Here is a 25,158-nt window from a genome sequence, read left to right as displayed (position 1 = left end):
GTCGAAACTAAAAGTAATTTATATAGATTAATGCGAAGTTTCATCAATAACACCTACAAATTTTAGTGTATAAAGAAATTAATACTAACGCATTATTTATAGTTTTTATTGCATGTTAATAAAATTTTGTCTACTGTAATCAAAATTATTTGCTAAAGTTCTAACCATGCCTTCAATATCTGCTGCTAATAAGCTGATTGCTGTTCTATCTTCGACCAAATTGCTTTCAACAATTTTTATCAGGTTTAGCTGTTTGAGCCTGGTGTTGCTGTCAATAAGCTTGGTCGCCTATGCCGAAACACAAGAATGCTATAGCACTGAATTTGGGCTAAATTATGCCTCTGATATCAGTCAATATATCAATGTATCAGACACGCCCTAGATAACTTTAATAATATTTGGTAGTGTGTCAAAAAGGATGCTGACTAAAATTAAAGATAGAATTTATTGAAAGCAATGGAGTGTTAAGTATGAAAATATATAGTCATGAAAACCTAAGTCTGCACAGACCGCTACCTTATTTTTCTTACGGAAAGATGCATGATCCGTTAGAAATACCAGAGCGTATGGTTGAGTTTTTAAAAGCACCAGCAGCGTTAGATTTAGAGGTGACAACCGCTACTGACATCGGAATTGGGCCAGTACTGGCTGTTCATGATTTTGGTTATGTTGAGTTTCTCAAAAATGGTTATGATGAATGGATGGCAGTTGAGGAAGACTTGGGCGCGCAGGTGCAAACAGGTATTTTTGTACCCTATGACAACCCTGGTATCGGCATCATGGCAAAAGCGTCAAAGTATCAGGCAGACGACTGCGCACCCATCAGTGAGCACTCTTGGACATCTATTTATTGGTCGGCACAGACTGCACTCAATGCGGCTGAAGCACTTTTAAATGATGAGGCGTCAGACATCGAGCGTGCCAAAAGCCATATACAGCTTTGCTTTTCACGGCCACCTGGTCATCATGCGCGCAAAAGTGCAGCGGGTGGGTTTTGCTATCTAAATAATGCCGCTATCATCGCTGAACATCTACGCCAGAAATATGCAAAAATCGCCATTATCGATACGGATATGCACCACGGACAGGGTATCCAAGAGATATTTTATGACCGTAAAGATGTGCTATATACCTCGGTACACGCTGATCCTGTTAACTTCTATCCAGCAGTGACAGGACATACGTTTGAAAAAGGTGCAGGCGTAGGCGAGGGTTACAATATCAATTTTCCGATGCCACATGGCACCGACGAAGTTGGTTTTTTTGGGTATGTTGATAAGTCTATCGAGGCGATGACGCTGTTTGACCCTGATGTTATTATTCACGTATTGGGCTTTGATGTTTATGAAAACGATCCAGAGGCGAGGTGCGCTGTCAGTACGGAAGGCTTTAAGGTATTGGCACAAAAGATGAAAGCGCTAAATAAACCATTGATTGTCTTAGTCGAGGGCGGTTATTACATTCAAAAACTCAATGATAATCTGCAAGCGTTTTTATCGGGGCTTATTGCAGAGTAGTGTTAACATAGCTAAAAACTCAGTAGGTTTAGAATACAAGAGGGTTGGTTGCAGGCGCTTTCTCACCCAACCCTAAATATTTCAAATATGGCTGGGCAGGTTATCGGTTTAACGCTTTCTGATGCGCTAGCGTATGTAATATCATTAGGTCGCTACAAACCCCAAACGTTGCTCAATTTGCTCAGCCAATTCGATCAAAACGGCACTCACTTCCACGCGCTTGCTTTCATACTCTCCTTGCAAAAAACTCACCGCCATACCAGCGATGGCAATCCCCGATGCATTACGAATATAAGTTCCTAAGCAATACATCCCATCACGCAATTGTCCATCATCCAATGAGACGCGACTACGATGAATCTTGCTCATTTCAGTGGCCAATGACTCAAAATCAGACACACAGTTTTGGTTCAATGGCTCAGGGAATGTGTCTTCATATAACGATTTTATGGCACTCATCGACATGGTCGATAGCATGGCTTTGCCTGTGGCTGAAAAAACGGCTGGCACGCGCACACCTGCACGAAAAGTAAAGCCAAGTGGAGCAGGGGACTCATGACAGGCCAAAAACACCACTTCGCCCAAGTCCAGCTTTGACAAGGTCACCGTATGCTGGAGCAGTACAGGGTATTGTACGATAAGGTCTTTGAATAACTGTATGACCCCTTGCTGTTGTTCGTACTTGCCGGCCCAATACATGAGATACGAGCCTAAATGAAAGCGGCTATCAACGTCTTTATAAATGATATGTTTGGTCAATAGGCTTTGTAAAATATTGTGGGTTGAGCTACGAGGCAGTTTAAGTTGCTTGGCAATATGAGCCGCTGTCAATGGCTGAGGGCTATCTGTAATTAAATCTAAAATTTGAAACGTTTTGTCCAACGCTGGAACGGCAGTTGTGCTCATAGTGCGCCTATAAAAGTTAAGTAAAATAAAGAGATATCAGCAAATGATTAAAATATTATTATTAAGGGTTGCAAAATATATTATATCGTTCTTATAATGATGTCTCATATATAGAATTGTTGTTCAGTATATTGAACATAGCGTTATTTATCAACTATTATTCGTAAGCATAAGAATCATGGCTATGTTTATCATAATAAATAAGCATGACTCTTACGAACAAGGAGTGTTACCGTGCCAAAAAACATACTAAATCTATCTAATCCAAGTTTGCTCAAACAACAGTGCTTAATTAAAGACGGTTGGTATGCCGCTAATGACAAAGCGACACTTGATGTAAACAATCCTTTTAATGATGAGCTCGTTGGTACAGTGCCAAGCCTTACTACTGAGGATGTAAATGAGGCTGTCGCTTACTCTCATGACGCGCAAATTGCTTGGGCGGCCAAGACTGCCAAAGAGCGTGCAGAGCTGCTACAAAAATGGGCAGACCTCATTGATGCCAACAAAGAAGACCTCGCTATCATCATGACGGCTGAGCAAGGTAAACCTTTAACTGAGTCACGCGGCGAAATTGGTTATGCCAACAGTTTTATTCGCTGGTTTGCAGAAGAAGGCAAGCGTGTCTATGGTGACGTCATTCCGGCTAACCAAACACAACTGCGCCATGTCATTCTCAAGCAACCAGTTGGTGTGTGTGCTGCGATTACGCCTTGGAATTTTCCATCAGCGATGATTACTCGTAAAGCCGCTCCTGCATTGGCAGCAGGCTGTACGATCATTATCAAGCCTGCCACTGAAACGCCATTTTCTGCATTGGCACTAGGTGTATTAGCAGAAGAGGCAGGTATTCCAGCGGGTGTTATCCAAGTAGTGACTGGAAAATCTTCAGTAATTGGTGAAATCTTAACGGGTGACGCTCGTATTCATAAACTGTCGTTTACTGGCTCTACAGAAGTGGGTCGTACGTTGATGGCTCAGTGTGCACCGACTATTAAGAAGCTGTCGTTAGAGCTAGGTGGTAATGCGCCATTTATCGTTTTTGATGATGCCGATCTCGAAAAAGCAGCGACAGGTCTTATTGCTTCTAAATACCGCAATGCTGGTCAGACTTGTGTTTGTGCCAACCGTGTCTATGTACAGGAAAGTATTAAAGATAAATTCTTAGACGTATTCGTCAAAAAAGTCGCGGCGCTAAACGTCGGTAACGGTTTAGAAGAAGGCGTCGATATTGGACCTCTTATCAATAAAAAAGCGTTAGATAAAGTGCAAGCGCTACTCAAAGATGCGTTAGATAAAGGGGCAACGCTTATCGCTGGTGGTAGCACGAATGGTGCTTCAGAGCTGGCATATAACCCGACCGTTATTGCCGATATCAGTAATGATATGGATATTGCTTCTGAGGAAATTTTTGGCCCTATCGCCACCATTTTTACCTTTAAAGATGAGGCAGAAGTCATTCGTAAAGCCAATGACACCATCTATGGCTTAGCGGCTTATTTCTACAGTAGTGATTATGCTCGCTCATGGCGTGTAACCGAGGGCTTGGAGTATGGCATCATCGGCCATAACACGGGTCTGATATCTACAGAAGTAGCACCGTTTGGTGGTGTGAAGCAATCGGGCTTCGGTCGCGAAGGCTCAAAATACGGCATAGAAGATTATGTAGTAACCAAGTATTGGTGTTCTGACGTTAGCTAATGTAGCTATTTTACTATAGTCATTCCACCATAATAGTCACTCCATCATAAAAGTATTACAGCGTCTCGTTTGAAGTATTGGATATACATTGACACTTGGTTGTCTTGTACTACTTTTTAAATGGAATCGACTATATAGCGATAGCTAAAATACAATACCCGTTTTAATAGTAGCCATTGTGATGGTGCTAGTACCGATTGCAATGATATTGATAGTAATGAATTTCATACAACCAACACCACATGAAAAAAGGACATTCTGATGACCACGAACACTCAAACCACGAACGAAGCATTACTTGCCCGCCGCAAAGCCGTCCTGCCGACTGGCCTTGGCATCGCGTTTCCTATCTTTGCAGAAAAAGCAAAAAACTCAGAGGTTTGGGACGTTGAAGGCAATCGTTATATTGATTTTATCGGTGGTATCTCGGTACTAAATACTGGTCATAGCCATCCAAAAATCACTCAACGTGTGCATGAGCAAGTTGACAAATTCACCCACACTGCTGCACAAATTGTTAGCTATGAAAGCTACGTCGACCTTGCAGAAAAGCTATGTGAAAAAGCACCTATTAGCGGTCCAACCAAAGCATTGTTTTTGACCACTGGTGCTGAAGCGGTCGAGAACACGATCAAAATCGCTCGTGCCAAAACGGGTCGTCCTGGTGTGATTTCTTTTGTTGGTGGCTGGCACGGTCGCACGCTCATGTGCATGAGCTTGACAGGTAAAGTATTACCGTACAAAAAGAACTTTGGTCCAATGCCTGGTCCAGTATTCCACGCATTGTTCCCTGCCGAAGAGTTGAACATCACGGAAGCACAAGCGCTACATAGCATCGACATGATTTTTCAGGCTGATATTGACCCAAGTGAAGTAGCAGCGATTATTGTTGAGCCAATACAGGGTGAGGGTGGTTTCCATCAAGTCACGCCATCATTTGCCAAAGCATTACGTGAGATTTGTGATGAGCACGGTATTGTATTGATTTTTGATGAAGTCCAATGTAGTTTTGCCAGAACGGGTACTTTGTTTGCAGGTGAGCAGTTAGGTGTTGAGCCAGACTTAATGACCACGGCTAAGAGCTTGGCTGGCGGTTACCCTGTATCAGCAGTTATTGGCCGTGCCGATATTATGGATGCACCGCAAGTAGGTGGTTTGGGTGGTACGTACTCTGGTAGCCCGATTGCGTTGGCGGCAGCATTGGCTGTGATAGAAGTTATCGAAGAAGAGAACTTGCTTGAGCGTAGTATTGTGATTGGCGATACCATTGCTAAATTTTTAAAAGGCTTAAATCTAAGCAGCATTGGTAATGTTCGTTATAAAGGTGCCATGCTAGCATTTGATTTGGTTGATAGTGAAGGCAAGCCAGATGCTGCTGCTACTGCCAATCTTAAACAAAAAGCTTTTGAGCAAGGTCTCTTGCTGGCGTCTTGTGGTATGTATGGCAATGCTATCCGTGTGATGGTGCCATTGACAGTTGAAGATGAAGTGCTACAAGAAGGCCTTGATATCATTGGCGGCATATTAACTGCTTAATTTGGGCAGGAATGTCTTAATAAAGGTATTGATTTAAAAGCAATGGCAAGGCTGCCCTTAGAGTATCCACTCTGAGTTCTTAATTAATAACAGCGCCTTGCACGACAAGACGCTGTTATTTTTTTGCTTATCGTTTTTTATCTACTATTTTCATGGTTATCTATATCCTTCTTAAGGAGTAATGCTAACACAGCAATTCTATAAAGTGATTTAACCCCATTTTTAGGTTTGTCCTATGGGTGGGTAAGTACGGAAAACTAGGACAACGAGCAATGCTCGAACACACTAAAGCCAGATTAGTCTTAAATGATGAATCTGGGTGACACATAGAGAAGGAATAGGTTATGTCTGGACTAAAAAAATCGTTGGGAATGTTTGATATCATTGCCTTAGCATTTGGCGCCATGGTCGGTTGGGGCTGGGTTGTATTGGCAGGTGGCTGGATTTTATCAGCTGGGACATGGGGGGCAATGTTAGCGTTTTTACTAGGCGGTTTGGCAGTGATACTGATTGGTATTACTTATGCTGAACTGGCTTCATCAATGCCTATCACTGGTGGTGAGCATACGTATACTCATCGTGCACTGGGTATTACGGTTTCTTTTATTTGCTCATGGAGTATTTTATTCGGCTATTTCTCAGTCGTGGCATTCGAGGCAGTGGCTTTACCAACGGTGGTAGAGTACTTTATTCCCAATTATAATCAGGGGTATCTCTGGACGATTGCAGGTTGGGATGTTTATGCCACTTGGGTCGGTGTCGGAATGCTCGGCTCAATTATTGTGACTTGGCTTAATGTCCGTGGTATGGAAGTGAGTGCATGGTTCCAAAAAACAGCAGTTTTAGGGATTTTGTTTGTTGGCATATTACTATTCATTGGCGCGGCATTATATAACCCTGCGACAGCGACTGTAGTACAAGCTCCAGCGTTTATCGGTGGTGCTGCGGGTGTGATGGCCGTTATCGTTATGGTACCTTTTATGTTTGTCGGTTTTGATGTGATTCCACAAGCCGCTGAAGAGATTGATTTAACACGTCCTAATATTGGCAAGTTTTTGATTGTTTCAATTACCATTGCTGTGCTTTGGTATATCGCAGTCGCGTGGAGTGTTGGAACCACATTGCCACTGATACAAGCAGAGAGCTCTACCTTGTCAACTGCTGATGCAATGACCAATGCGTGGCATGGTAAGTGGGCTGGTATTCTTTTAGTTATTGGCGGTGTCTTGGGTATTTTGTCAAGCTGGAATGCGTTCTTGATTGGTGGTAGTCGTCTAATATTTGCTATGTCAAAAGCACATATGCTGCCTGCGTTCTTGGGTAAATTACATCCTAAATACAATACGCCTGTTAATGCGATTTTATTGATTGGTGGTTTGGCCACACTGGCGCCATTATTTGGTCGCAAAATGTTGGTTTGGATTGTTGATGCAGGTGGTTTTGGTATCGTCATTGCTTATACGTGTGTCGCTATCTCATTCCTAGTACTACGCTACCGTGAGCCTAACATGGTACGTCCGTTCAAAATACCTGCCGGTAAATTAGTGGGTATGGTTACGATTGCACTCAGTTTTGGTCTTTTGGTGCTATACATGCCAGGTATGCCATCTGCACTAACGCCTATTGAATGGTGGATTTTCTTAGGTTGGACGGTATTAGGTGTGGCGCTATATGGCTATGCAACTGTTAAATACCCCGGAAAAAGTGAGGCTATCATGGCAGAAGAATTGCGCGAATTAAAAATCGTGAATCAGCTATGGTTAAAAGACAACCCACCAAAAAACTAAGCTTATTTGGTGGTGTGTCAGAAAGTATGCTGAAGAAATAAAGGAGGGTGACAGCCAAAGCAAGATGATATATTTGAGGTTATGAAGACACAAATAGATATCAGCTGCCCCGACTGTCACAGTCCCAGTTTAAAGAAAAATGGCAAAAAAAGCTATGGCAAGCAGAATTATCAATGTAAGGACTGCAAACGTCAGTTTATTGGCGACCATGCATTAACTTATAACGGCTGTCACTCTAAAGTGGAAGAGCTTATACGGCTCATGACAGTTAGAGGCTGCGGTGTTAGAGATATTGCTATTATAGCCTCAGTTAGTATTGGTAAAGTGCTTAGTACTATAGGCTCATCTGTTTATAAGATTACGCCTAAGAAGCGCTACTATGAACGCTTAGAGGTTGATGAATTCTGGACTTACGTGTATCGCAAAAAGCGTAAAGTTTGGCTTATTTATGCTTATGATCGTGCTACTAATGAGATTGTCGCTCATGTTTGGGGCAAACGTGACTTAAAAACAGCTAAGAAGCTAAGAGCACGTTTAAAGCAACTTAAAGTAAGCTATGGCTCTATCAGTATGGACAACTGGGATAGCTTTAAAACCGCCTTTAAAGGTGATCACAAACAGGTTGGCAAACAGCATACCATAGGTATAGAGGGTAATAACTGTCGCCTTAGACACCGATTAAGACGAGCGGTTAGAAAGACTTGTTGCTTCTCAAAAAAGCTTGATAATCATTTTAAAGTGTTTGATTTGGTGTTCTTTTACATCAATTATGGCTACGTCTGATGCCAGCATACTTTTTAGAACACCACCGCTTATTTAACTATTCCACTGATCATAAAAAAGCCTAACATTAAGCGTTAGGCTTTTTTAGTTTATCCAGTTAAGTGCTTGTCTTTTAAATGCTTGTCTTTCTTAAGACTTATTACGAATCAGTTTATAGTTTAAAAACTCAGTGATACCTAGTGTGCCCAGCTCGCGACCGAACCCTGAGCGTTTAACACCACCGAATGGCGTATTGGCTTCACTACCGGATGGGGCATTGATGGTTACCATGCCTACTTCTAGTTTTTCAGCGATGTCTGCGGCCAGCTCTGGGTTTTGCGTTTGGATAGAAGCCCCAAGACCAAATGGTACATCGTTAGCGATTTGGATGGCATGGTCGATATCACGAGCTTTATAGATGACGGCGACAGGGCCAAACAGTTCTTGACGATAGACATCCATTGACTCGGTCACATCCGTCAGTACGGCTGGTGCAAACCAAGCACCTGGTTTGTCTGTGACTATGCCACCTTCTACTAGCACAGTGGCACCTGCTTGAATGGCGCTATCCAGCTGTTGTTGTAGGCCATCGGCTGCCGCTTTTGAAGACATTGGTCCTATAAACGTTTGCTCGTCTAATGGGTCTGCCAGTGTCATGGCACGTACGTTATCGGTGAATGCTTGCACGAATTGATCGTACACGTCATCGACGATAATCAAGCGTTTAGCCGCATTACAGGCTTGTCCAACATTACCAAAACGACCTGAGATTGCTCTTTGTACCGCTTTTTCGATATCTGCATCAGCGGTCACAATAAAGGCATCCGAACCACCAAGCTCTAACACGACTTTTTTGAGTGCGCCGCCAGCTTCTTTGGCAACTGCTTGACCTGCACGTTCAGAGCCTGTTAATGACACACCTTGTACGCGGGTGTCATTGATGATGGTCGCTGATTGCTCGTTGGTTGCAAAAACATTGTTATACACGCCGTCAGGCAGACCTGCGTCTTTTAGGATGTCGACGATAATTTCAGCTGTCTGAGGGCATTGCGGGGCATGCTTTAGGATAATGGTGTTGCCTGCCATAACGTTTGGGGCGACGAAGCGTGCTACTTGATAGTGTGGATAGTTCCAAGGCATGATGCCTAATAGTGCGCCTACAGGGCGTTTTTCTACAGAAGCTGTTCCTGTATCAACGTCGATGGTATTAGGGGCTAATAGCTGCTCAGCGTTATCTGCGTAGTAGCGATAGATATCCGCGACTAGACCAATCTCACCTTTTGCTTGAGCGACTGGTTTCCCCATCTCATTGGCGACGATACGTGCTAGATCTTCTTGACGATCAAGATAGATATCAGCGACCTTATGAAGTAGCGCACTGCGTTCATTGAGTGGAACATGACGCCAGCTCTGATAGGCTGTGTCCGCTTGCTCAATCACTTGTTGGATATCTTGTTCCGTTGCCGTAGGGTAGGTGGCTTCGAGTTCGCCTGTGGCCGGGTTATTTACTTGATAATCGCTCATAAAAAATCCTTTTGCTTAATTTTATTTTGGTTATCTTTAACAGCTTGTACTTAAAAGCCACGTATAAAATACATATTCGTTACTGTGTATTGGTGGCTGGCTGCTGCTGAGTAATACAGTGGATATTGCCGCCGCCAAACACAATCTCTTTTGTTCGCACTCCCACTACTTGATGCTGAGGAAAGATTTTTTCAAGCTGCTCAATCGCTAAACGGTCATTAACGTCATCATATTGCGGCACGATGACACCTTCGTTACAAATGAGAAAGTTCGCATACGAAGCGATACAAATATCGTCCGTATTACGAGACTTTGCATCTTCAGACTGAACGATGTCAGCATTGGCAGGTAAAGTGACAGAATGCTGGGTACAGCACAGTTTATGTACTTTTAGTTTTCGACCTTTGGCATCAGTCATCTCTGACAGCTGTTTGTACGCTTTTTGAGTGGCTTCATAGAATGGGTGCTCAGTATCATTTGTAAATAGACACACCACTTCGCCAGGACGGGCAAAACACGCAATATCATCAATGTGACCAGTGGTCTCATCGGGATCGATACCATCATCGACCCACAGTACTTTTTCGGCATTTAGATGCGATTTCAGCATGTCTTCAATTTGGGCTTCATTCAAGTGTGGATTGCGCCCAGGACTGAGCAAGCACATACGAGTGGTCAATACAGTACCTTCGCCATCGACATGAAAGGCACCGCCTTCTAGTACAAAGCCGTCGGTACGATAGCGATCAATATTTAACTGTTCGCACAGTCTCTCAGCGAGCTTGTCATCATCATCCCAAGGCGTGTATAAACCATCATAATCGCCGCCCCATGCGTTAAATGTCCAGTCGCAAGCACGTATGTCGCCGGCATCATTGATCAAAAATGTCGGCACGGTATCGCGCGCCCATGCATCATTGCTTGGTATGGTCATCACATCGATATTATCAGGCAGTTGCGCACGGCACGCATCAAAATCATCAACATTGACCAAAACACCAACATCACTGAACTGCCTGATGGCGGCAGCAACGTTTGCATAGGCAGCTTGCGCAGGGACGGCTTTCTGTCGCCAATTGTCTTCTCGATACGGCCATACCATCCAGACTTTTTGTATAGGTGCAAATTCTGCTGGCATGTAAAAGCCATCTTGTTTAGGGGTTGAACCTGTCAGTAATGTGGACATAAAATCACCTTATCGCGCTCAAGCGCTTATAAAAATATGGGGAGTAGCCTAGCCGTGGGTCAATAATGTGCCATACATTGATGGACGACGGTCACGGAACACGCCCCATTGACGACGCTGTTCTGCCAGTACATCGAGATCAAACGTAGCCATGATAAACTCGCTTTTATCGGTTGAGGCTTCTTGTATAATTTCGCCGCGCCCATCAGTGATAAACGAGCTGCCATAAAACTGCATGGTGCTGTCAGTAGCATTTTGGCTGATGGTTTCTTCACCAATACGGTTAGAGGCGATAACAGGTACGAGGTTAGCCGCAGAGTGCCCTTGCATACAGCGTTGCCAATGTCCCGTTGAGTTGATGTTTAGGGTTGGTTCATCACCGATAGCCGTTGGATACAGCAGTAACTCTGCACCCATAAGTGCCATGCTGCGAGCGCATTCAGGAAACCATTGATCCCAGCAAATACCAACGCCGATTTTGCCGTATTTGGTGTTCCAAACTTTAAACCCAGTGTCACCAGGCGTGAAGTAGAATTTTTCGGCGTAAGGGATGCCATCTGGGATATGAGTTTTACGGTAAGTGCCTAGGATTTCGCCATCGGCATCAATAATAGTCACGCTATTAAACAACGCATTGCCTGACTTTTCATAAAAACTGATAGGCAGTACCACGTCAAGCGACTTTGCCAATTCTTTGAAGTGGTTGATGGCTGTGTTGTGCTCGACTTCGGTAGCCAAGTTGAAGTATTCAAAATCATGTACTTGGCAAAAATAAGGGGTCTCAAATAACTCTTGTAGCAAGATAACATTGGCACCAGCTTTCGCAGCTTCAGTGACCAATGCGCTGGCTTTATCGATGTTTTCTTGTTTGTCCCAAGTGCAAGCGATTTGAGTGCTGGCGACAGTAACTGATCTCATGGTGTAGCTCCTTGATTATAATTTATATATTGATGAGGTTTATGTTAATGAAAGTTGATGTCGCTAGAGGTAACAATCAAAAATTTATCATAGTAACGGTTCAAGTATTGGTGATCTAAATATCAACGGTCTAAATAGCAACGGCTTAAATAATCGTATATTTAAGCCGTCTTATTGCTACTCCTATCTTGTTGCTAATTGTCGTACGATAAATTATATGACGTTTGCATACAGGGTCTTTGACAGCTCTTTAAGCCATCATAAAACCAAGTCCTAAGAAGGCAGCAACCGACAGCACAGCACCAAGCAACGCATAAGGGAACTGCGTGAAGGCATGTTGCATCGGTGAACAACCAGCACCTTGTGCGGCTAATAATGATGAATCACTAAAGAAACAAGCATGGCTACCAAATGATGATGCTGATAATAAAGCACCGATGACCAATGGCGTGCTAACCCCTAGTGCAGCTGCTACTGGGAATACAATCGGCATGGCAAGGACATATAGGCCCCAGCTTGATGCGGTCGCAAAGGTTAAGAAAGCCATCACAGCGAAAATAACAGCAGGGAATATAATGACAGTCATGTGCGGTGAGATAGCGTCAATGACATACATCGTCATGCCAAGCTCGTCGTTAATGGCTTTCAAAAAGAAACCACCAATGACTGTCGATAGCGGGTACAACATGACCTTGAAGCCTGTAAAGATTGACTCTACTTGGGTCTCAAAACTCAAAATACCCTGTGCCCAATAAACCGCAACGGTCACAAAACAGGTAAGCAGTGCGCCTCTCAATAAATCCACTTCAAAGTAAATCGTTGAGACGATAAGTAAAATCATTGGGAACGCAAAGTTAAAAATATTGGCTTTGAACGATAACGTGCGTTTGGCTTTAACATTTGAAACCAACTGCTCATCGACGAAATCTTCTGGAACAGGGTTGCCTTCTTTAGCACGTTTTTCTGCACGTTTCATTGGCCCCCAGTCGCCTAGGATACCGTAAGCCACTAAAAATACGATAAGTAGTGCAAACCATGCATACGCCATATAAGGTATAGAGCTGATATAAAGTCCGATACCGCCACCATCTGCGGCTACACCGTTCTCTTCGAGCAATCCTGAAAAGTAAACCGCCCATGTAGAGATAGGGACGATCACACACATAGGTGCAGCGGTAGAGTCGACAATATAAGCGAGTTTTTCGCGTGATACACCATAGGTATCCGTCAGTTTTTTCACTGAGGTAGACACTGCCAAACAGTTTAGATAATCATCAATGAAGACCACAACACCTAATGCAAAAGTAGCCAATAGAGACTGGCGGCGTGATTTGATGATTTTTTTGAGCCATTCGCTAAAACCGTTCAAACAACCACTAATTTCTAGCAGCTGGATCAGACCACCCATGAGACCACAAACGAGCACGATCCAAATAATGGTTTCGTTACCGAGTACGGCTGAGATATTATCTGCGAAAGGGGAGACTAAATCGAATGGGTTTAGCATGACAAGCCCAGCAACGCAGCCTGCAATCATAGACTCAAAGGGACGTCTGGAAATGATAGCAACGATGAGTACCAGCATAGTGGGTAGTAAAGAGAGAATGCCCCAAGATTCCGATGGATCGTGGGTGGATGATAACCAGACAAAGGCAAGATAGATAGCTATTCCCACTACGACCGTGAGAAAGACTCGCTTGTTATGATACTGTTCTTCAACAGCATCATTCAGTTTCATGTTCATGGTGACGTTCCTTGTGTGACATTATAGCTTATATAGAAAAGATCCTGTTTTAAGGTGATGATCGATAGGAAGTACGAATGGGCTTCCTATCGAGTTAGTAATAACAATCTGTTGCATTAATGGCTTCAAAGTTTTGCTTGGTATCAAGCAGAAAATTGAAGCCATTAGGTTACTTATAAGCCAGTTTTGTCCTTTAGTGCGTACCACCATGATCCCATCATAGAGTAGGGCACTCGTAGTGCGCGACCACCAGGGAAGGGAATCCAAGGAATTTTCGTAAATGTATCAAACTCCTTGGTATTGCCATTGATGGCATCAGCCAGTATCTGTCCAAACAGATGCGACCCTGTCACACCGTGACCACTGTACCCATGAGCGAAATATACTCGATCATGTAGCTTGCCCATCTGCGGCACACGTGAAAAAGACAATGCAAAGTTACCGCTCCATGCATAGTCAATTTTTACATCACGCAGCTCTGGAAAAATCTTATTCATGTTGGGTCTGATTTTTGCGGTGATGTCAGAGGGGTCTTGACCACCATATACCGTACCACCACCAAATAACATACGCTTGTCTGCTGACAGACGATAGTAATCAAGGATATAGCGGACATCTTCGACACAAACATCAGTAGGAAGCAATTGATCAGCCAAATCACCCAAGGGTTCGGTGGCGATAATTTGAGTCGATACTGGCATGACTCGGTCAGTCAGCTGAGGAATGACTTTGTTTAAGTACGCATTACCGCACATGACGGCTTGTTTACAAGTGACCGTACCAAACTCAGTAATGACTTTGATATGATCATCAGCATATTCAACATCAACGACTAAGGTGTTTTCGTAAATAGTGCCACCACGTGATTCAATGGCAGCCGCTTCACCAAGCGCAAGGTTTAGCGGATGAAAATGTCCACCTGAGTGATCGATAACCCCGCCCACATACGCATCTGATTTGATGTGTTCTTGCATGCCGTACTTGTCTAGCATTTCACGGTCGTGCATACCATGGCTTTCCCACAGTGCATGCGTTTTTTGTAAATCTTTTAATTGCCCGTTATTTAAGGCGGCAAAGATATTTTTTTCTTTCAGATCACAGCTGATGTCGTAGTCTTTGATCAGTCTGCGAATGATTTTGCCACCGCGTGTCACAAGCTGACCGACAAAATCGGCGTTTTGTTGGCCATAAGAGCTTTTGATTTTTTCCAAGCTGGCATTGAGGCCATTGACAATCTGACCGCCATTGCGACCTGATGCACCCCAACCAATCTGTGCACCTTCAAGTACGACCACTTCGTGATCTGTTTCCATAAGATGCAGCGCCGTTGATAAGCCACTATAGCCACCACCCACCACGCAAACCTCAACATGAATGTCATTTTCTAGCGTCGGTCTATCTGGTTTAGGATTGCGACTGGCAGCATAATAGCTATCAGGATATTGCCCGTTGTCTGAGTAGTGTGGAATATTGCGCGTGTTGTTAGACGGCTTGCTATTTGACATATTAGACATCCTGTAAATAGGTGAGGTATTCAAGGTTGGTGACTTGCTGAGCAAAGCGCATGGCTTCTTGCTTTTTCACGGCAATCAGCAGTTCAATCATCTCGCTTGGGAACAGTGCATCAATGACGTCGCTGTTTTCGAACTGACGAATAGCTGATAACCAATCTAACGGCAAGGTTTTGAGATCTTCCTCGCTATAAGTAATTCTATTGATTGGCTCTGGGGCTTCTAGTTTGTTTTCAATACCATATAACATGCCTGCTAGGACTGCACTACAGACCAAATAAGGATTGGCATCAGCGCCTGATACACGGTGCTCGATACGGCGCGCTTTTGGATCGCCACCAGGGATACGTACGGCTGCTGTGCGGTTTTCATAACCCCATGACACATTGTTTGGTGCCAAGGTGCCTGGAGCAAAACGGCGATAAGAGTTGACATGTGGTGCAAATAACAAGGTGCAATCCGACATGGTCTTTAACAGGCCAGCGACGGCATGACGTAGCATATCCGAGCCTTCATCTGAACCATCGTCAAAGATATTATGGCCATCTTTATCTAACAAGCTGCAATGTACGTGAAAGCCGTTACCTGACTGTAAACCAAAAGGTTTTGCCATAAAGGTAGCCGTAAGCTTACGACGAGCAGCGACCGCTTTGACCACTTGTTTGAATAGTATCGCATCGTCAGCGGCTTTTAATGGATCGTCGACATGCAATAGGTTGATCTCAAACTGGCCACAGCCATTCTCTGCCAATGCCGCATCAACAGGAATATCGAGTTTTTCACACTGAGCATAGACTTCGTCTAAAAACTCATCAAAATGTAACAAATCATTGATGCTTAAGATAGAAGTTTTGTTCAGTCTCAGGCCGCTCTTAGGACGGATAGGCGGCTTAGGTGTCTCGCCTTCTGTGTAATCCACCAAATAAAACTCTAGCTCGGTTGCCATGACAGGTGTCAAACCAAGCGCTTTGAACTTTTTGCTAATAAAGTTTAGAACGTGGCGAGCATCGCCGTAATAAGGTTCATTGTCTTCGGTATAAAGCCACACAGGTATTAGAGATGAGGGTGCACTGGTATTTAGAAGTGGAACAGCAGCACGACCAGTAGGGCGAGCAATGGCATCGATATCACCATTACACTGAGAAGATTCGATGACATCAGCACCCCAGATATCGACACCTAAAATAGATAGTGGCAATCGGATATCACCATTTTGTGCTTTTTCCATTTGATTGTACGGGATGCGTTTACCGCGAAGTAATCCGTTTATATCACCTGCTGCAACATAAACATACTTGGTACTATCTGCTGTTGCACTCACAGTTTCACTGGTCGTTGTCATCTCTTCTATCCCTAGCAGTCTTGAACGATTTTGGTTTGTTTTATGATTTAACTAACAATATTAAATACTTAGTGTTAAGTGCTTGTAGAGTCTCAGAAAGCTATCTGTTAGTGTGCACAATGTATGAAAATTGTTTTTTGTCATAAATATGTCTTTCAATATATGGATGAAGTTTATAGTTGTCAATATTTATTTTAAATTATTAAAAAGTAATTTATATGACTCAAATACACAAACTATATTAATATTGAAGTTTATAGTTTACACAAGATAGGTTACTGTGATAAGTTTTGGTTGAATAATTATTTACAACATTTGGACAGATAGGTTCGGATGTCATATTTAGGGAAAGAATATGTCTACTTTTAAGCCAGTTATCGCGATTGTATCTTGTCACAAGATGGTTGACGGTCAACCAGCACAAGCGGTATATCAAAAATATATCGATGCCATACAGCACTATGGTGGTAATCCGATATTACTCCCGTATACCGCTGCTGATGAGGCAAATTTTGAGGCACTAATGTCGCTAGTGGATGGTATTTTATTGACAGGTAGCTATAGTAATGTTGCACCGACACGTTATGGGGCGACACATATAGAAGAAAAGCAGGATCTAAACCGTGATGAGCTGAGTTTTAAGTTACTGGCTTATTCAGCTAAATCTGGCACACCTTTATTGGCAATATGTCGAGGTTTGCAAGAGATGAATGTATATTTCAATGGTACATTGCATCCTGATTGGCGTGAAGTAGAAGGGTTTTATGAGCAGCATTTAGAAGACAGTACGCAACCGTTAGAAGTACAGTATCAGCCAGTGCACGATGTCCTTATACAGCCTGAAGGAAAGCTTGCAGCATTTGGTGAGGAGTGGCATGTCAATTCGTTGCATAAACAAGCCATTAATAAAGTAGGCGATGGTTTGTTCGTTGAGGCAGTAGCACGTGATGGATTGGTAGAGGCCATTAGCTTAATAAAACATCCGTTTATGATTGGTGTACAATGGCATCCTGAGCTAAATTATGCCAAAGATGGTTTTTCCAAATTTTTGTTTACGGAATTTATTCACTATGCCAGTCAAAAACAATCCTGATAACAACGTCGATACTAATACCAGTATCAATGATGACATCAACGATGAAGAAGCGTGTTCTACTGAAGAGCAGGATATGCTTGAAGATACTCAAGAACTAGAAAAGCCTGAAGAAGATATTGGTAAAAAGATCAACCAATTGCGTCTTACCAAAGGTTTCTCGCAGCGTAAATTGGCGAGATTAGCAGGATTGACCAATACTTCCATCAGTGCTATCGAGCGTAATAAGGTTAGCCCTGCTGTCAATACGCTAAAAGCGATCTTAGAAGTGCTCGATTCTGATCTAAATACTTTTTTCAGTGATGAGTGGAAGGAGCGTAAAGACAGAGTAGTCGTTACGCCAAAAGAGCTAGTTGAGATTAGTGAACCAAACAGTCGAGTCTCCATTAAACAAGTATTTAATGGCAGTCCGATCAAAAATTTAGGATTTTTGATCGAGGTTTATCAGCCAAATAGCTCGACCGAAGATAGGATTTCTCATGAAGGTGAGGAAATTGGTACGGTTATCGAAGGTAAAATTATTATCCGTATTGACGACACCACGTATCTGTTAAACGAGGGTGACAGCTATGTGATTAAAACCTGTCATCCGCATACCTTTATCAACCCTAGTAACTCCATTACGCGTATTATTAGCGCACATACGCCAGCGACTTATTGATTCAAATGCAGGTATAAGACCTGCTACACCTGTCCTATACTGTGTTATCAATACCGTTCTAAAAGCGCATATCATTGTTATAGCTAGAGCAATATGAGCGATCAAGAGTGCTGATTTGTGAATGGTCAACACCGCAATATTTTTATAATAAGCTTTCTAAGTATCTGCCTCTTTTGAGAGATTGGGTGTCTTAGAAAGCTTTTTTTGTGTAACCTCTGTACAGGCTCGCGCATCATTATTTTCTGTTTCTGTTTTGTCTACTGTTATAGCAGTAGTTGGTTTTAAATGTTTTTTAATTCTTTTTACGGCAGCAGCGTCTATTTCAGATTGCTCTTCGGCAAGTGCCGTATCATATAAATCTTGATAGACAGCGAGGGTTTTGACAATCATTTCACGCATGGTAAATTGGTTTGTCATCTCAGGACGAGTGACGCTTTCTAGTTGGTTTCTAACCGCCTTACAGAGTGCGTTGGCGTTGTATTTTTTGACCAGTCCTTGCGGATAAAGGGGTTGTAAAATTTCGCTAAAGGCGGCTTGATCCCAACCAATAACCGGTGTACCTAAATGAATGGCTTGTAGTGCATTGATGCCAATAGATTCAGGCTCATTAGCCAGTGCCATCACGATATTGGCCGCTGAAAGCCACTCCCTCATATCGTTGCGCTTGCAACCTACATAGGTAATACGTTCAGCCAAGCCTAGCGTATTGGTGCGTTGGCGAAAGTCTTCATGTGCCACATCACCATCTTTGTAGTCATCGTCCATAATAATGACGTGGATATTAGGAAATTGCTCTTGCAAATTACCCAATATATCAATCAGCCACTCTTGACCATACTGATTGCCAATGATGGTTGGGAATACCAGCCATTTTTTATGCTCAAGCTCAGGATACTCTGCAAAGGTGTGGCGTAGCCAATAGACAGAAGGGTTGTGCCGATAGGGATAGCGGCGAGTGTCGATACCACGGTAGATACGCTTAATGACTTTTGGCGCGAAGTCTTCACGGCGCAGTCTATTTTTTAGATAGTTAGTCACACTATCAGATACCGTAATAAGTGTGTCCACATTGAGTAATGCTTGTGAGTACTTATTAATAGGGTAAAAGCCATACATGGTCGAGACCAGTTTTGGCAAGCGTTTTACACGTACACGGCGCAGTGCTAAGTGGAGTATCCATGCAGGCGTGCGTGAGTGTGTATGAATGATGTCAGGCTCATACTTTTCAATCAGATGGCGCAGTGAAGCGACTTGCAATAATGACAGCCAAGACTTTTTAGTCATTTGTAGCTGGTGATAGTTATTACCATCACGCTTGAGCCGTTTGACCAGATCATTGTCTTCATCAGCGCTTGAAATAATGATCGAGGTATGACCATTTTTGACCAATGAACGCCCAAGGTGAAAAATACCGCGCTCGGATTCATCATGCTTTAAAGACGATAGTAAGCGCATAACTTTCATAATAGCATCGATCACAAGTTAGTAATATCAAGTGGCTATTGTCAGTTAAAAGCACTAAAAACTCAACCACCAAGATAAAAAGATACGTTTTAACCGCTCATTTTTTAAAGAGAGATAAATCTAAATTGTCTATCACGTATTGCATGCTCAATACAATTAGCGACGTTTTTGTAGATGCTCAGCGTTGGGCAGCACTTGTTTTTCGCTTAAGTATTTCCAATAACGCTGTGGTAATGACTGCTTGTGCAAACGGGGGTTTTTGCGCTCTTTAATGTTGACGTTGGTAAAGTAGCCTTGCCAAAATTTCTGATAGCGCTGTTCGTTCTCGCTATGAATGCTGGCAGGATTACGCAGTACTGCATCATCAAGGTCAGTAATGGTTTGCAGGGCGGCAGGGTGCGATGATGTGCTTTGACTCTTATCATAATAAATGCCAAATCCGCGACTGATATCATAAATCGCCCAATGTTGGTCCTGATAGCGCTGACGAAAGTGCTCACCTATCAATGGCAATACATTAAAATCAGGCTCTACTCGTGCAAAATATATATCATCAGTGGTATGCTCAAAACGTACAAATGCTTCCATACGGTGCTTTTCACGACCCACGGACTTTACCGTTTGTACTAACTCCAGTACGTCTAAATTACCCAAATCTTGCATGATAGAGCGGTTAGGGTAGTCAATGGCATATTTGGTGACTTGAAATAGAGTCGTACCGATATGGTCTTTTTCTGATAAAAATCCCCACAGCATATTGCGCATACCTGAGCGCCCTAATAGTTTATTCAGTTTTGTGAGGACGCGCTCGGCTTTGTCTTCATCAGTCGTAACGCTGGTTGCTTGAGCAATTAATGACGGTACATAACTATCTTGCGCTACGAGCTGTAATGTTGAGTCATGTTGTAGCTTGTGCTCATAAACATGAAATACCGCGCTCAGCCAACCCTCAAAGCTTGGCTCATATAAGATTATGTTTGAGGTCAAGTTGCCAGCGGCATAAGTATCGGTTTGAGCGAGTAGTGACATATATCATCCTAAATTCTTCGAAATTTACCTAAATATGCGTTTACCCTTAAAACAGTGCCAACTGTCCAATACGTTGATCTTTAAAACAGTGCCAACTGTCCAATACGTTGATATTTGTATTTGGTTTGCGTCTGTGCCAGTACATACTGCCGAAAATTATCGCGGGTTAAATGCGCTAAATGCTCGTTTTTGCCTGTGGTTGCGATGAAATATTTGGCACGATTGACGGCTGCGCCCATTTTTTTGAGATGATATAGTGTCAGCTGGTTAAACTTACGCGCTTTGACTATCTTTTTAGCTGTTCTGGTACCGATACCAGGTATACGCACAATCATCTCGTACGTTGCGGTTTGAATATTGACAGGGAAATACTCGCGATGACGAATCGCCCAAGCCAGTTTTGGGTCACAGTCCAAATCTAAAAATGGCGAGTCTGGCTCGACGATTTCGTGCGCCCCAAACCCATAAAACCGCATTAACCAATCTGCCTGATAGAGGCGATTTTCTCGCACCATCGGTACAGGTGTGCCAATCGCTGGCAGACGATTATCGGATAGCATCGGCACATAGCCTGAGTAATAAACACGCTTGAGATCATACTGCTTATAGAAATGGCTCGATAGCTGAATCACTTGCAAGTCGGTCTCATTGCTAGCACCCACAATCATTTGGCTGGTCTGACCGGCTGGCGTGAACTTGGGCACTTTCTTATGAGTTTTACGGCTCTCACGGATGGTGATGATCTCTTCTTTTACCGTCTCCATCGGCGCTTTTAATTGCTCATGTGATTTTTCTGGCGCGAGCAACGCTAGGCCGGATTTGGTTGGAATCTCGATATTGACACTCAAGCGATCCGCATAAAGCCCCGCTTCTATCAGCAGCTCTTTTGATGCACCTGGAATCGTCTTTAAGTGAATATAACCATTAAAGCGTTCACGGGTACGCAGTAGTTTGGCAACCTCGACCAATCGCTCCATTGTATAGTCACCGTTTTTGAAGATACCTGAGCTTAGAAATAGCCCCTCGATATAGTTACGGCGATAAAACTGCATGGTTAAGTCAACGACTTCCTCAACACTAAAGGCAGCGCGTGGCGTGTCGTTGCTTTTACGTGAGGTACAGTAAGCACAATCATAAATACAATGATTGGTTAGTAGGATTTTAAGTAAACTGACACAGCGACCATCTTCGGTATAGCTATGGCAGATATCTGTCGCTGAGGCATCACCGAGACCGCCGCCTTGATTTTTACGCGTACCAGCGGAAGAGGAGCAAGAGACATCGTACTTAGCAGCGTCCGCTAAGATGTTGAGTTTGCCTTGTAGACGTTCATAATTGATGGTTGCCATAAGTGCTATTTACCAATGCATTAATGAAGGACTATTTTAACAAAATTAGCGTTAAGTCATTGTATTTATGGGTTAAATTTAGATGGAAAACGACAACGGTTGTCGCCTATGATTATCAAAATCATGTGTTTTTAGGGTTAACGAGAAGTAAAGAGAGGGAGGTGAAGTTGTACATACTGGTCATGACCGAATATTTGTTTTGAATTGAAAGCACTATAGCAAAAGGTTGATTATTAAGAAATGATAAAGGTGAGTGCAAGTATTACGAATAGTAGGCTGAGTGAGCGTGAAACCGTATTTATTATATATAAGGCTTTGTGGTTTATACAAAAAAATTCTCGTCCAGAAATCCAACGATCAAGCCACCTAAAATACCTAAGATACCAAGCAATAGGAGGGGGATAGCCAGTATCGTTAGTATCTGTGATTGGCTTTCTTTAACCTCGACAAAATAGCGGCTTAAATCAATATCTGCTAAAGGTATAGCATTACCTACAGCTGTTTGCAGTCTTGAGGTGCTTGACCCTGGTACCAGCTTTAATTCGTAATGACCAACTTCCGCGCGAAAGGTGAACAGCTCCATTCTACCAGTGTCAAAATTATTTGAGCGTGGAGATAGTATTGAGTGGCTAAGCTTAACTTCTTTATTAGTAGCGGTATGGATGATACGTGGTCTAAACTGAGTCAGCGGCGTTTTTTTGAAAAGAGAGCCTTTGTGCCAAATGGCATAAATGCCTGATTTTGAAACAGTGAAATTGCCAACGCTATCGTGGTAGGGCAGCGCTAATAATACGTCGCCATTGAATGCATTCTTAAATAATTTTATCGCTTTAAATACAATAAATATACCGATAAGAATAAGGATTAATAGAAGTGTTCTAATGGATAGGATGCTCATTATTCATCTTTCTTAGTGGTATAAACATGCGTAATAAAATGGCTTAACCAATACCAGTACGAGGTGAGTTTAAATAAAAACGCATGTATTTATATCATAATAAGTGAGTTGTTTTTCAAAAAAGGTTTTGCTAACTAGAGAAGTCGTCCACAAAACCTTTTACGTATACTGATAGCTATCAAATAATAATACGCGACAATATCAGTTTTATTGTACCTTAGCGCGTATCACTACGGTCTGTGTTGCACTGGCATCTAGATGGACCAAGTCCCATTTGAGACCAGAGTAGTTTTCTTGCGTGGCTACTGTATTACTCATTGGTTGAATGGTCTGATAGTTTTCACCGTCTGTGGTTGCTAGAGTGGGTAGTAGACTATTCAATGATAGCAACTGAATGCTATCTGGTAATGACACCATCACATTAATGTTATTTACTGGCTGATCGGTGCTATTGGTATAAGTGGTATGGTACTCAATGATATCGCCTGAGGTGACATGATTGGTCGGTAGCGCCATCTCTTGTCCTTCTTCATTCTTCAAAATTTTCATGATCTTTGTTTGTGCACTGACCATATCAGGCTTACTAAAAGTTGGGGTCAGTTGAAATGTTTCTAAGGAAGTTGATTTCACAGTCTGATCAGTGAATGTTGGCGAGATTACAGATTGATTGAGTGTTGATGGAGTAGCTACTATTTGAGTGGTTGTTGATGTTGTTGATTCATTTATCACTGGTAATTGAGTAGCAGGTGCGACGGGCAGTACTTGTTTTACGTTATTCAGTGGTGTGGTGATAACCTGAACATTGGTGACAGTTTTGTTTGACTGATTGGTGACAGGCACGCGAGTAACTGTTGTGCTGCTTTGGGTGATAATCGTGTCATTGATATTTTGACTGACAACAGATTTTGGAGCTGTTGTTGCTTGAGTTACACCATCAGAAGTCGGCTTAACCATAGTAGTGTGACCAATAGCAGTCGTATTACCAGTGGTTTCAGGTGCAGCATATGCTGACGATATGGTGAATATGGTAGTTGCTATCATTGCGGATATCGCAACAGGCTTTGATGTTTTTTGAACAGCCAATTTTTTTGTAGTGATTGATGTACCGATGTTTAAAATCATAAAATCTTCCTTTCATCTAATAGAAAATGGAGCAGTAGTACTTATTTTCAAATATTTAGGATATGTCCTGATATATACTAGGGCGTGTCCTCAATTCAATCGATAGTTATCTAAATGAGTTAAAAACGGCTAAATCTTGCCAAACAGCGTCAAATAGCTGACTAATATCTCGATATTATCTGCGCTATGTTCCTTGTTTGACTGCTATTTATCTTATTTTTATCATCATTTTTAAAATGAGGACACGCCCTAAGATTTGTGACAGATATTACATAAAAAACCCCCATTAAATGACACTATTAAACATGTCAAATAACGAGGGTATTAGTACTGATAATAGCCAATACTCACTATATTCAGCCATCATTATTTTTCGTTAACAGCGCGATAAATCTGCATGATGATATGCGTTAGATTTACGCAATTATGCGCTAAAACGAATTAAGTAGAAAGATAAAATTGTATACAGCTGTTTTGTCTTTTTTACAGCATGATTAAGAACAAAGGTTTTTTAATTAAACAGTCATAAATTATAGCTATAAAAACCTGTCACATTAATCGTATATCACTTTCATCACTTCGTATTCAACCACGCCTTTTGGCGTCTCAATACGGGCTTCATCGCCTTCAGACTTGCCGATCAGACCACGAGCGATTGGCGAGTTGACAGAAATTTTTCCAACTTTGAAGTCTGCTTCGTCATCACCAACGATTTTGTACTGTTTTTCTTCTTCGGTATCCATATTTTCGATAATAACACTAACGCCAAATACCACACGGCCTTCTTTTGGTAGGGTGGTAGGATCGATAACTTGTGCACCGCCTAGCTTGGCTTCGATATCACGGATACGCGCTTCGCAGAAACCTTGTTGTTCGCGCGCGGCATGATATTCAGCATTTTCTTTTAGGTCGCCATGTTCACGAGCTTCAGCGATAGATGCTGTGATGCGTGGACGGTCAACACTTTTTAACTGTTTTAATTCGGCTTCTAAAGCCGCATGTCCTTGCGGAGTCATGGGATAACGTTGCATATTTTTTTCCTTAAACCAATAACACCACACCACCTCATGCCGAGATGGTGCTAGCTTTATTGCAATGGGTATGAGAT

At 42.6% G+C, this 25,158-nt stretch carries 20 protein-coding genes; 7 read left to right on the top strand and 13 right to left on the bottom strand.

Annotated features, from left to right (window positions below; all coding sequences use genetic code 11):
• Positions 1-470 precede the first annotated feature (470 nt).
• Positions 471-1,517, top strand: coding sequence for a histone deacetylase family protein (locus ACT3SX_RS07070; RefSeq protein WP_192518931.1), 1,047 nt, complete (start codon positions 471-473; stop codon positions 1,515-1,517).
• A gap of 144 nt (positions 1,518-1,661) precedes the next feature.
• Here the strand turns inward: ACT3SX_RS07070 and ACT3SX_RS07065 are convergent, their stop codons facing one another.
• Positions 1,662-2,423 (bottom strand): IclR family transcriptional regulator, encoded by a 762-nt coding sequence (locus tag ACT3SX_RS07065; RefSeq protein ID WP_192518930.1) that lies wholly within the window; start codon positions 2,421-2,423, stop codon positions 1,662-1,664.
• 234 nt (positions 2,424-2,657) lie between these two features.
• Here ACT3SX_RS07065 and ACT3SX_RS07060 point away from each other — a divergent pair, with 234 nt between their 5' ends.
• From ACT3SX_RS07060 to ACT3SX_RS07045, 4 genes are all read left to right on the top strand, one after another.
• The gene (locus tag ACT3SX_RS07060) at positions 2,658-4,124 is read left to right on the top strand and encodes an NAD-dependent succinate-semialdehyde dehydrogenase (protein ID WP_192518929.1); all 1,467 of its coding nucleotides are present in this window, start codon (positions 2,658-2,660) and stop codon (positions 4,122-4,124) included.
• A gap of 261 nt (positions 4,125-4,385) precedes the next feature.
• On the top strand, positions 4,386-5,660 hold the full coding sequence (gabT, locus tag ACT3SX_RS07055) for a 4-aminobutyrate--2-oxoglutarate transaminase (RefSeq protein ID WP_442070002.1): 1,275 nt from the start codon (positions 4,386-4,388) through the stop codon (positions 5,658-5,660).
• A gap of 344 nt (positions 5,661-6,004) precedes the next feature.
• Positions 6,005-7,447: an APC family permease gene (locus ACT3SX_RS07050; RefSeq protein WP_192518927.1), complete on the top strand. Its 1,443-nt coding sequence runs from the start codon at positions 6,005-6,007 to the stop codon at positions 7,445-7,447.
• 81 nt (positions 7,448-7,528) lie between these two features.
• Complete coding sequence (locus tag ACT3SX_RS07045; RefSeq protein ID WP_443539274.1) at positions 7,529-8,230, top strand: IS1 family transposase; 702 nt, start codon at positions 7,529-7,531, stop codon at positions 8,228-8,230.
• A gap of 129 nt (positions 8,231-8,359) precedes the next feature.
• Here the strand turns inward: ACT3SX_RS07045 and ACT3SX_RS07040 are convergent, their stop codons facing one another.
• The 6 genes from ACT3SX_RS07040 to ACT3SX_RS07015 form a co-directional block, all read right to left on the bottom strand.
• Positions 8,360-9,733: an NAD-dependent succinate-semialdehyde dehydrogenase gene (locus tag ACT3SX_RS07040; RefSeq protein ID WP_192518926.1), complete on the bottom strand. Its 1,374-nt coding sequence runs from the start codon at positions 9,731-9,733 to the stop codon at positions 8,360-8,362.
• Positions 9,734-9,812: 79 nt separating this feature from the next.
• Complete coding sequence (gene aguA, locus ACT3SX_RS07035) at positions 9,813-10,919, bottom strand: agmatine deiminase (protein ID WP_192518925.1); 1,107 nt, start codon at positions 10,917-10,919, stop codon at positions 9,813-9,815.
• A gap of 48 nt (positions 10,920-10,967) precedes the next feature.
• Complete coding sequence (aguB, locus tag ACT3SX_RS07030) at positions 10,968-11,837, bottom strand: N-carbamoylputrescine amidase (protein ID WP_192518924.1); 870 nt, start codon at positions 11,835-11,837, stop codon at positions 10,968-10,970.
• 250 nt (positions 11,838-12,087) lie between these two features.
• On the bottom strand, positions 12,088-13,581 hold the full coding sequence (locus ACT3SX_RS07025; RefSeq protein ID WP_192518923.1) for a Na+/H+ antiporter NhaC family protein: 1,494 nt from the start codon (positions 13,579-13,581) through the stop codon (positions 12,088-12,090).
• Positions 13,582-13,754: 173 nt separating this feature from the next.
• Positions 13,755-15,086 (bottom strand): NAD(P)/FAD-dependent oxidoreductase, encoded by a 1,332-nt coding sequence (locus tag ACT3SX_RS07020; RefSeq protein WP_192518922.1) that lies wholly within the window; start codon positions 15,084-15,086, stop codon positions 13,755-13,757.
• A gap of 1 nt (position 15,087) precedes the next feature.
• Positions 15,088-16,434, bottom strand: coding sequence for a glutamine synthetase family protein (locus tag ACT3SX_RS07015; RefSeq protein WP_192518921.1), 1,347 nt, complete (start codon positions 16,432-16,434; stop codon positions 15,088-15,090).
• Positions 16,435-16,789: 355 nt separating this feature from the next.
• Here ACT3SX_RS07015 and ACT3SX_RS07010 point away from each other — a divergent pair, with 355 nt between their 5' ends.
• Complete coding sequence (locus tag ACT3SX_RS07010) at positions 16,790-17,527, top strand: gamma-glutamyl-gamma-aminobutyrate hydrolase family protein (RefSeq protein WP_192518920.1); 738 nt, start codon at positions 16,790-16,792, stop codon at positions 17,525-17,527.
• On the top strand, positions 17,505-18,188 hold the full coding sequence (locus tag ACT3SX_RS07005; RefSeq protein ID WP_225739121.1) for a cupin domain-containing protein: 684 nt from the start codon (positions 17,505-17,507) through the stop codon (positions 18,186-18,188). Before ACT3SX_RS07010 ends, ACT3SX_RS07005 begins: the two co-directional genes overlap by 23 nt.
• A gap of 156 nt (positions 18,189-18,344) precedes the next feature.
• Here ACT3SX_RS07005 and ACT3SX_RS07000 read toward each other — a convergent pair whose 3' ends face one another.
• The 6 genes from ACT3SX_RS07000 to greA all read right to left on the bottom strand — a co-directional run bounded on the left by ACT3SX_RS07000 (position 18,345) and on the right by greA (position 25,081).
• Positions 18,345-19,652 carry a glycosyltransferase gene (locus ACT3SX_RS07000; RefSeq protein WP_192518919.1) on the bottom strand — a complete coding sequence of 436 codons (1,308 nt, stop codon included), beginning with the start codon at positions 19,650-19,652 and terminating at the stop codon, positions 18,345-18,347.
• Between the two features lie 156 nt (positions 19,653-19,808).
• Positions 19,809-20,681, bottom strand: coding sequence for a TIGR03915 family putative DNA repair protein (locus ACT3SX_RS06995; RefSeq protein ID WP_442062486.1), 873 nt, complete (start codon positions 20,679-20,681; stop codon positions 19,809-19,811).
• 80 nt (positions 20,682-20,761) lie between these two features.
• Positions 20,762-22,030, bottom strand: a complete 1,269-nt coding sequence (locus ACT3SX_RS06990; RefSeq protein ID WP_442069791.1) for a putative DNA modification/repair radical SAM protein — start codon at positions 22,028-22,030, stop codon at positions 20,762-20,764.
• Between the two features lie 322 nt (positions 22,031-22,352).
• A complete protein-coding gene (locus ACT3SX_RS06985; protein WP_192992116.1) occupies positions 22,353-22,928 on the bottom strand; it encodes a hypothetical protein in 576 nt (191 codons plus the stop codon).
• Positions 22,929-23,135: 207 nt separating this feature from the next.
• Positions 23,136-24,050: a hypothetical protein gene (locus tag ACT3SX_RS06980; protein ID WP_192520981.1), complete on the bottom strand. Its 915-nt coding sequence runs from the start codon at positions 24,048-24,050 to the stop codon at positions 23,136-23,138.
• A gap of 554 nt (positions 24,051-24,604) precedes the next feature.
• Positions 24,605-25,081, bottom strand: a complete 477-nt coding sequence (greA, locus tag ACT3SX_RS06975) for a transcription elongation factor GreA (protein WP_192520232.1) — start codon at positions 25,079-25,081, stop codon at positions 24,605-24,607.
• Between the last annotated feature and the right edge of the window lie 77 nt (positions 25,082-25,158).

Origin of the sequence: Psychrobacter sp. AOP31-B2-9 (genome assembly GCF_052378005.1) — a bacterium.
GTDB lineage: Bacteria > Pseudomonadota > Gammaproteobacteria > Pseudomonadales > Moraxellaceae > Psychrobacter.
Note: the sequence above shows the minus strand (reverse complement) of the source record. Positions and strands in the feature narration are given on the sequence as shown.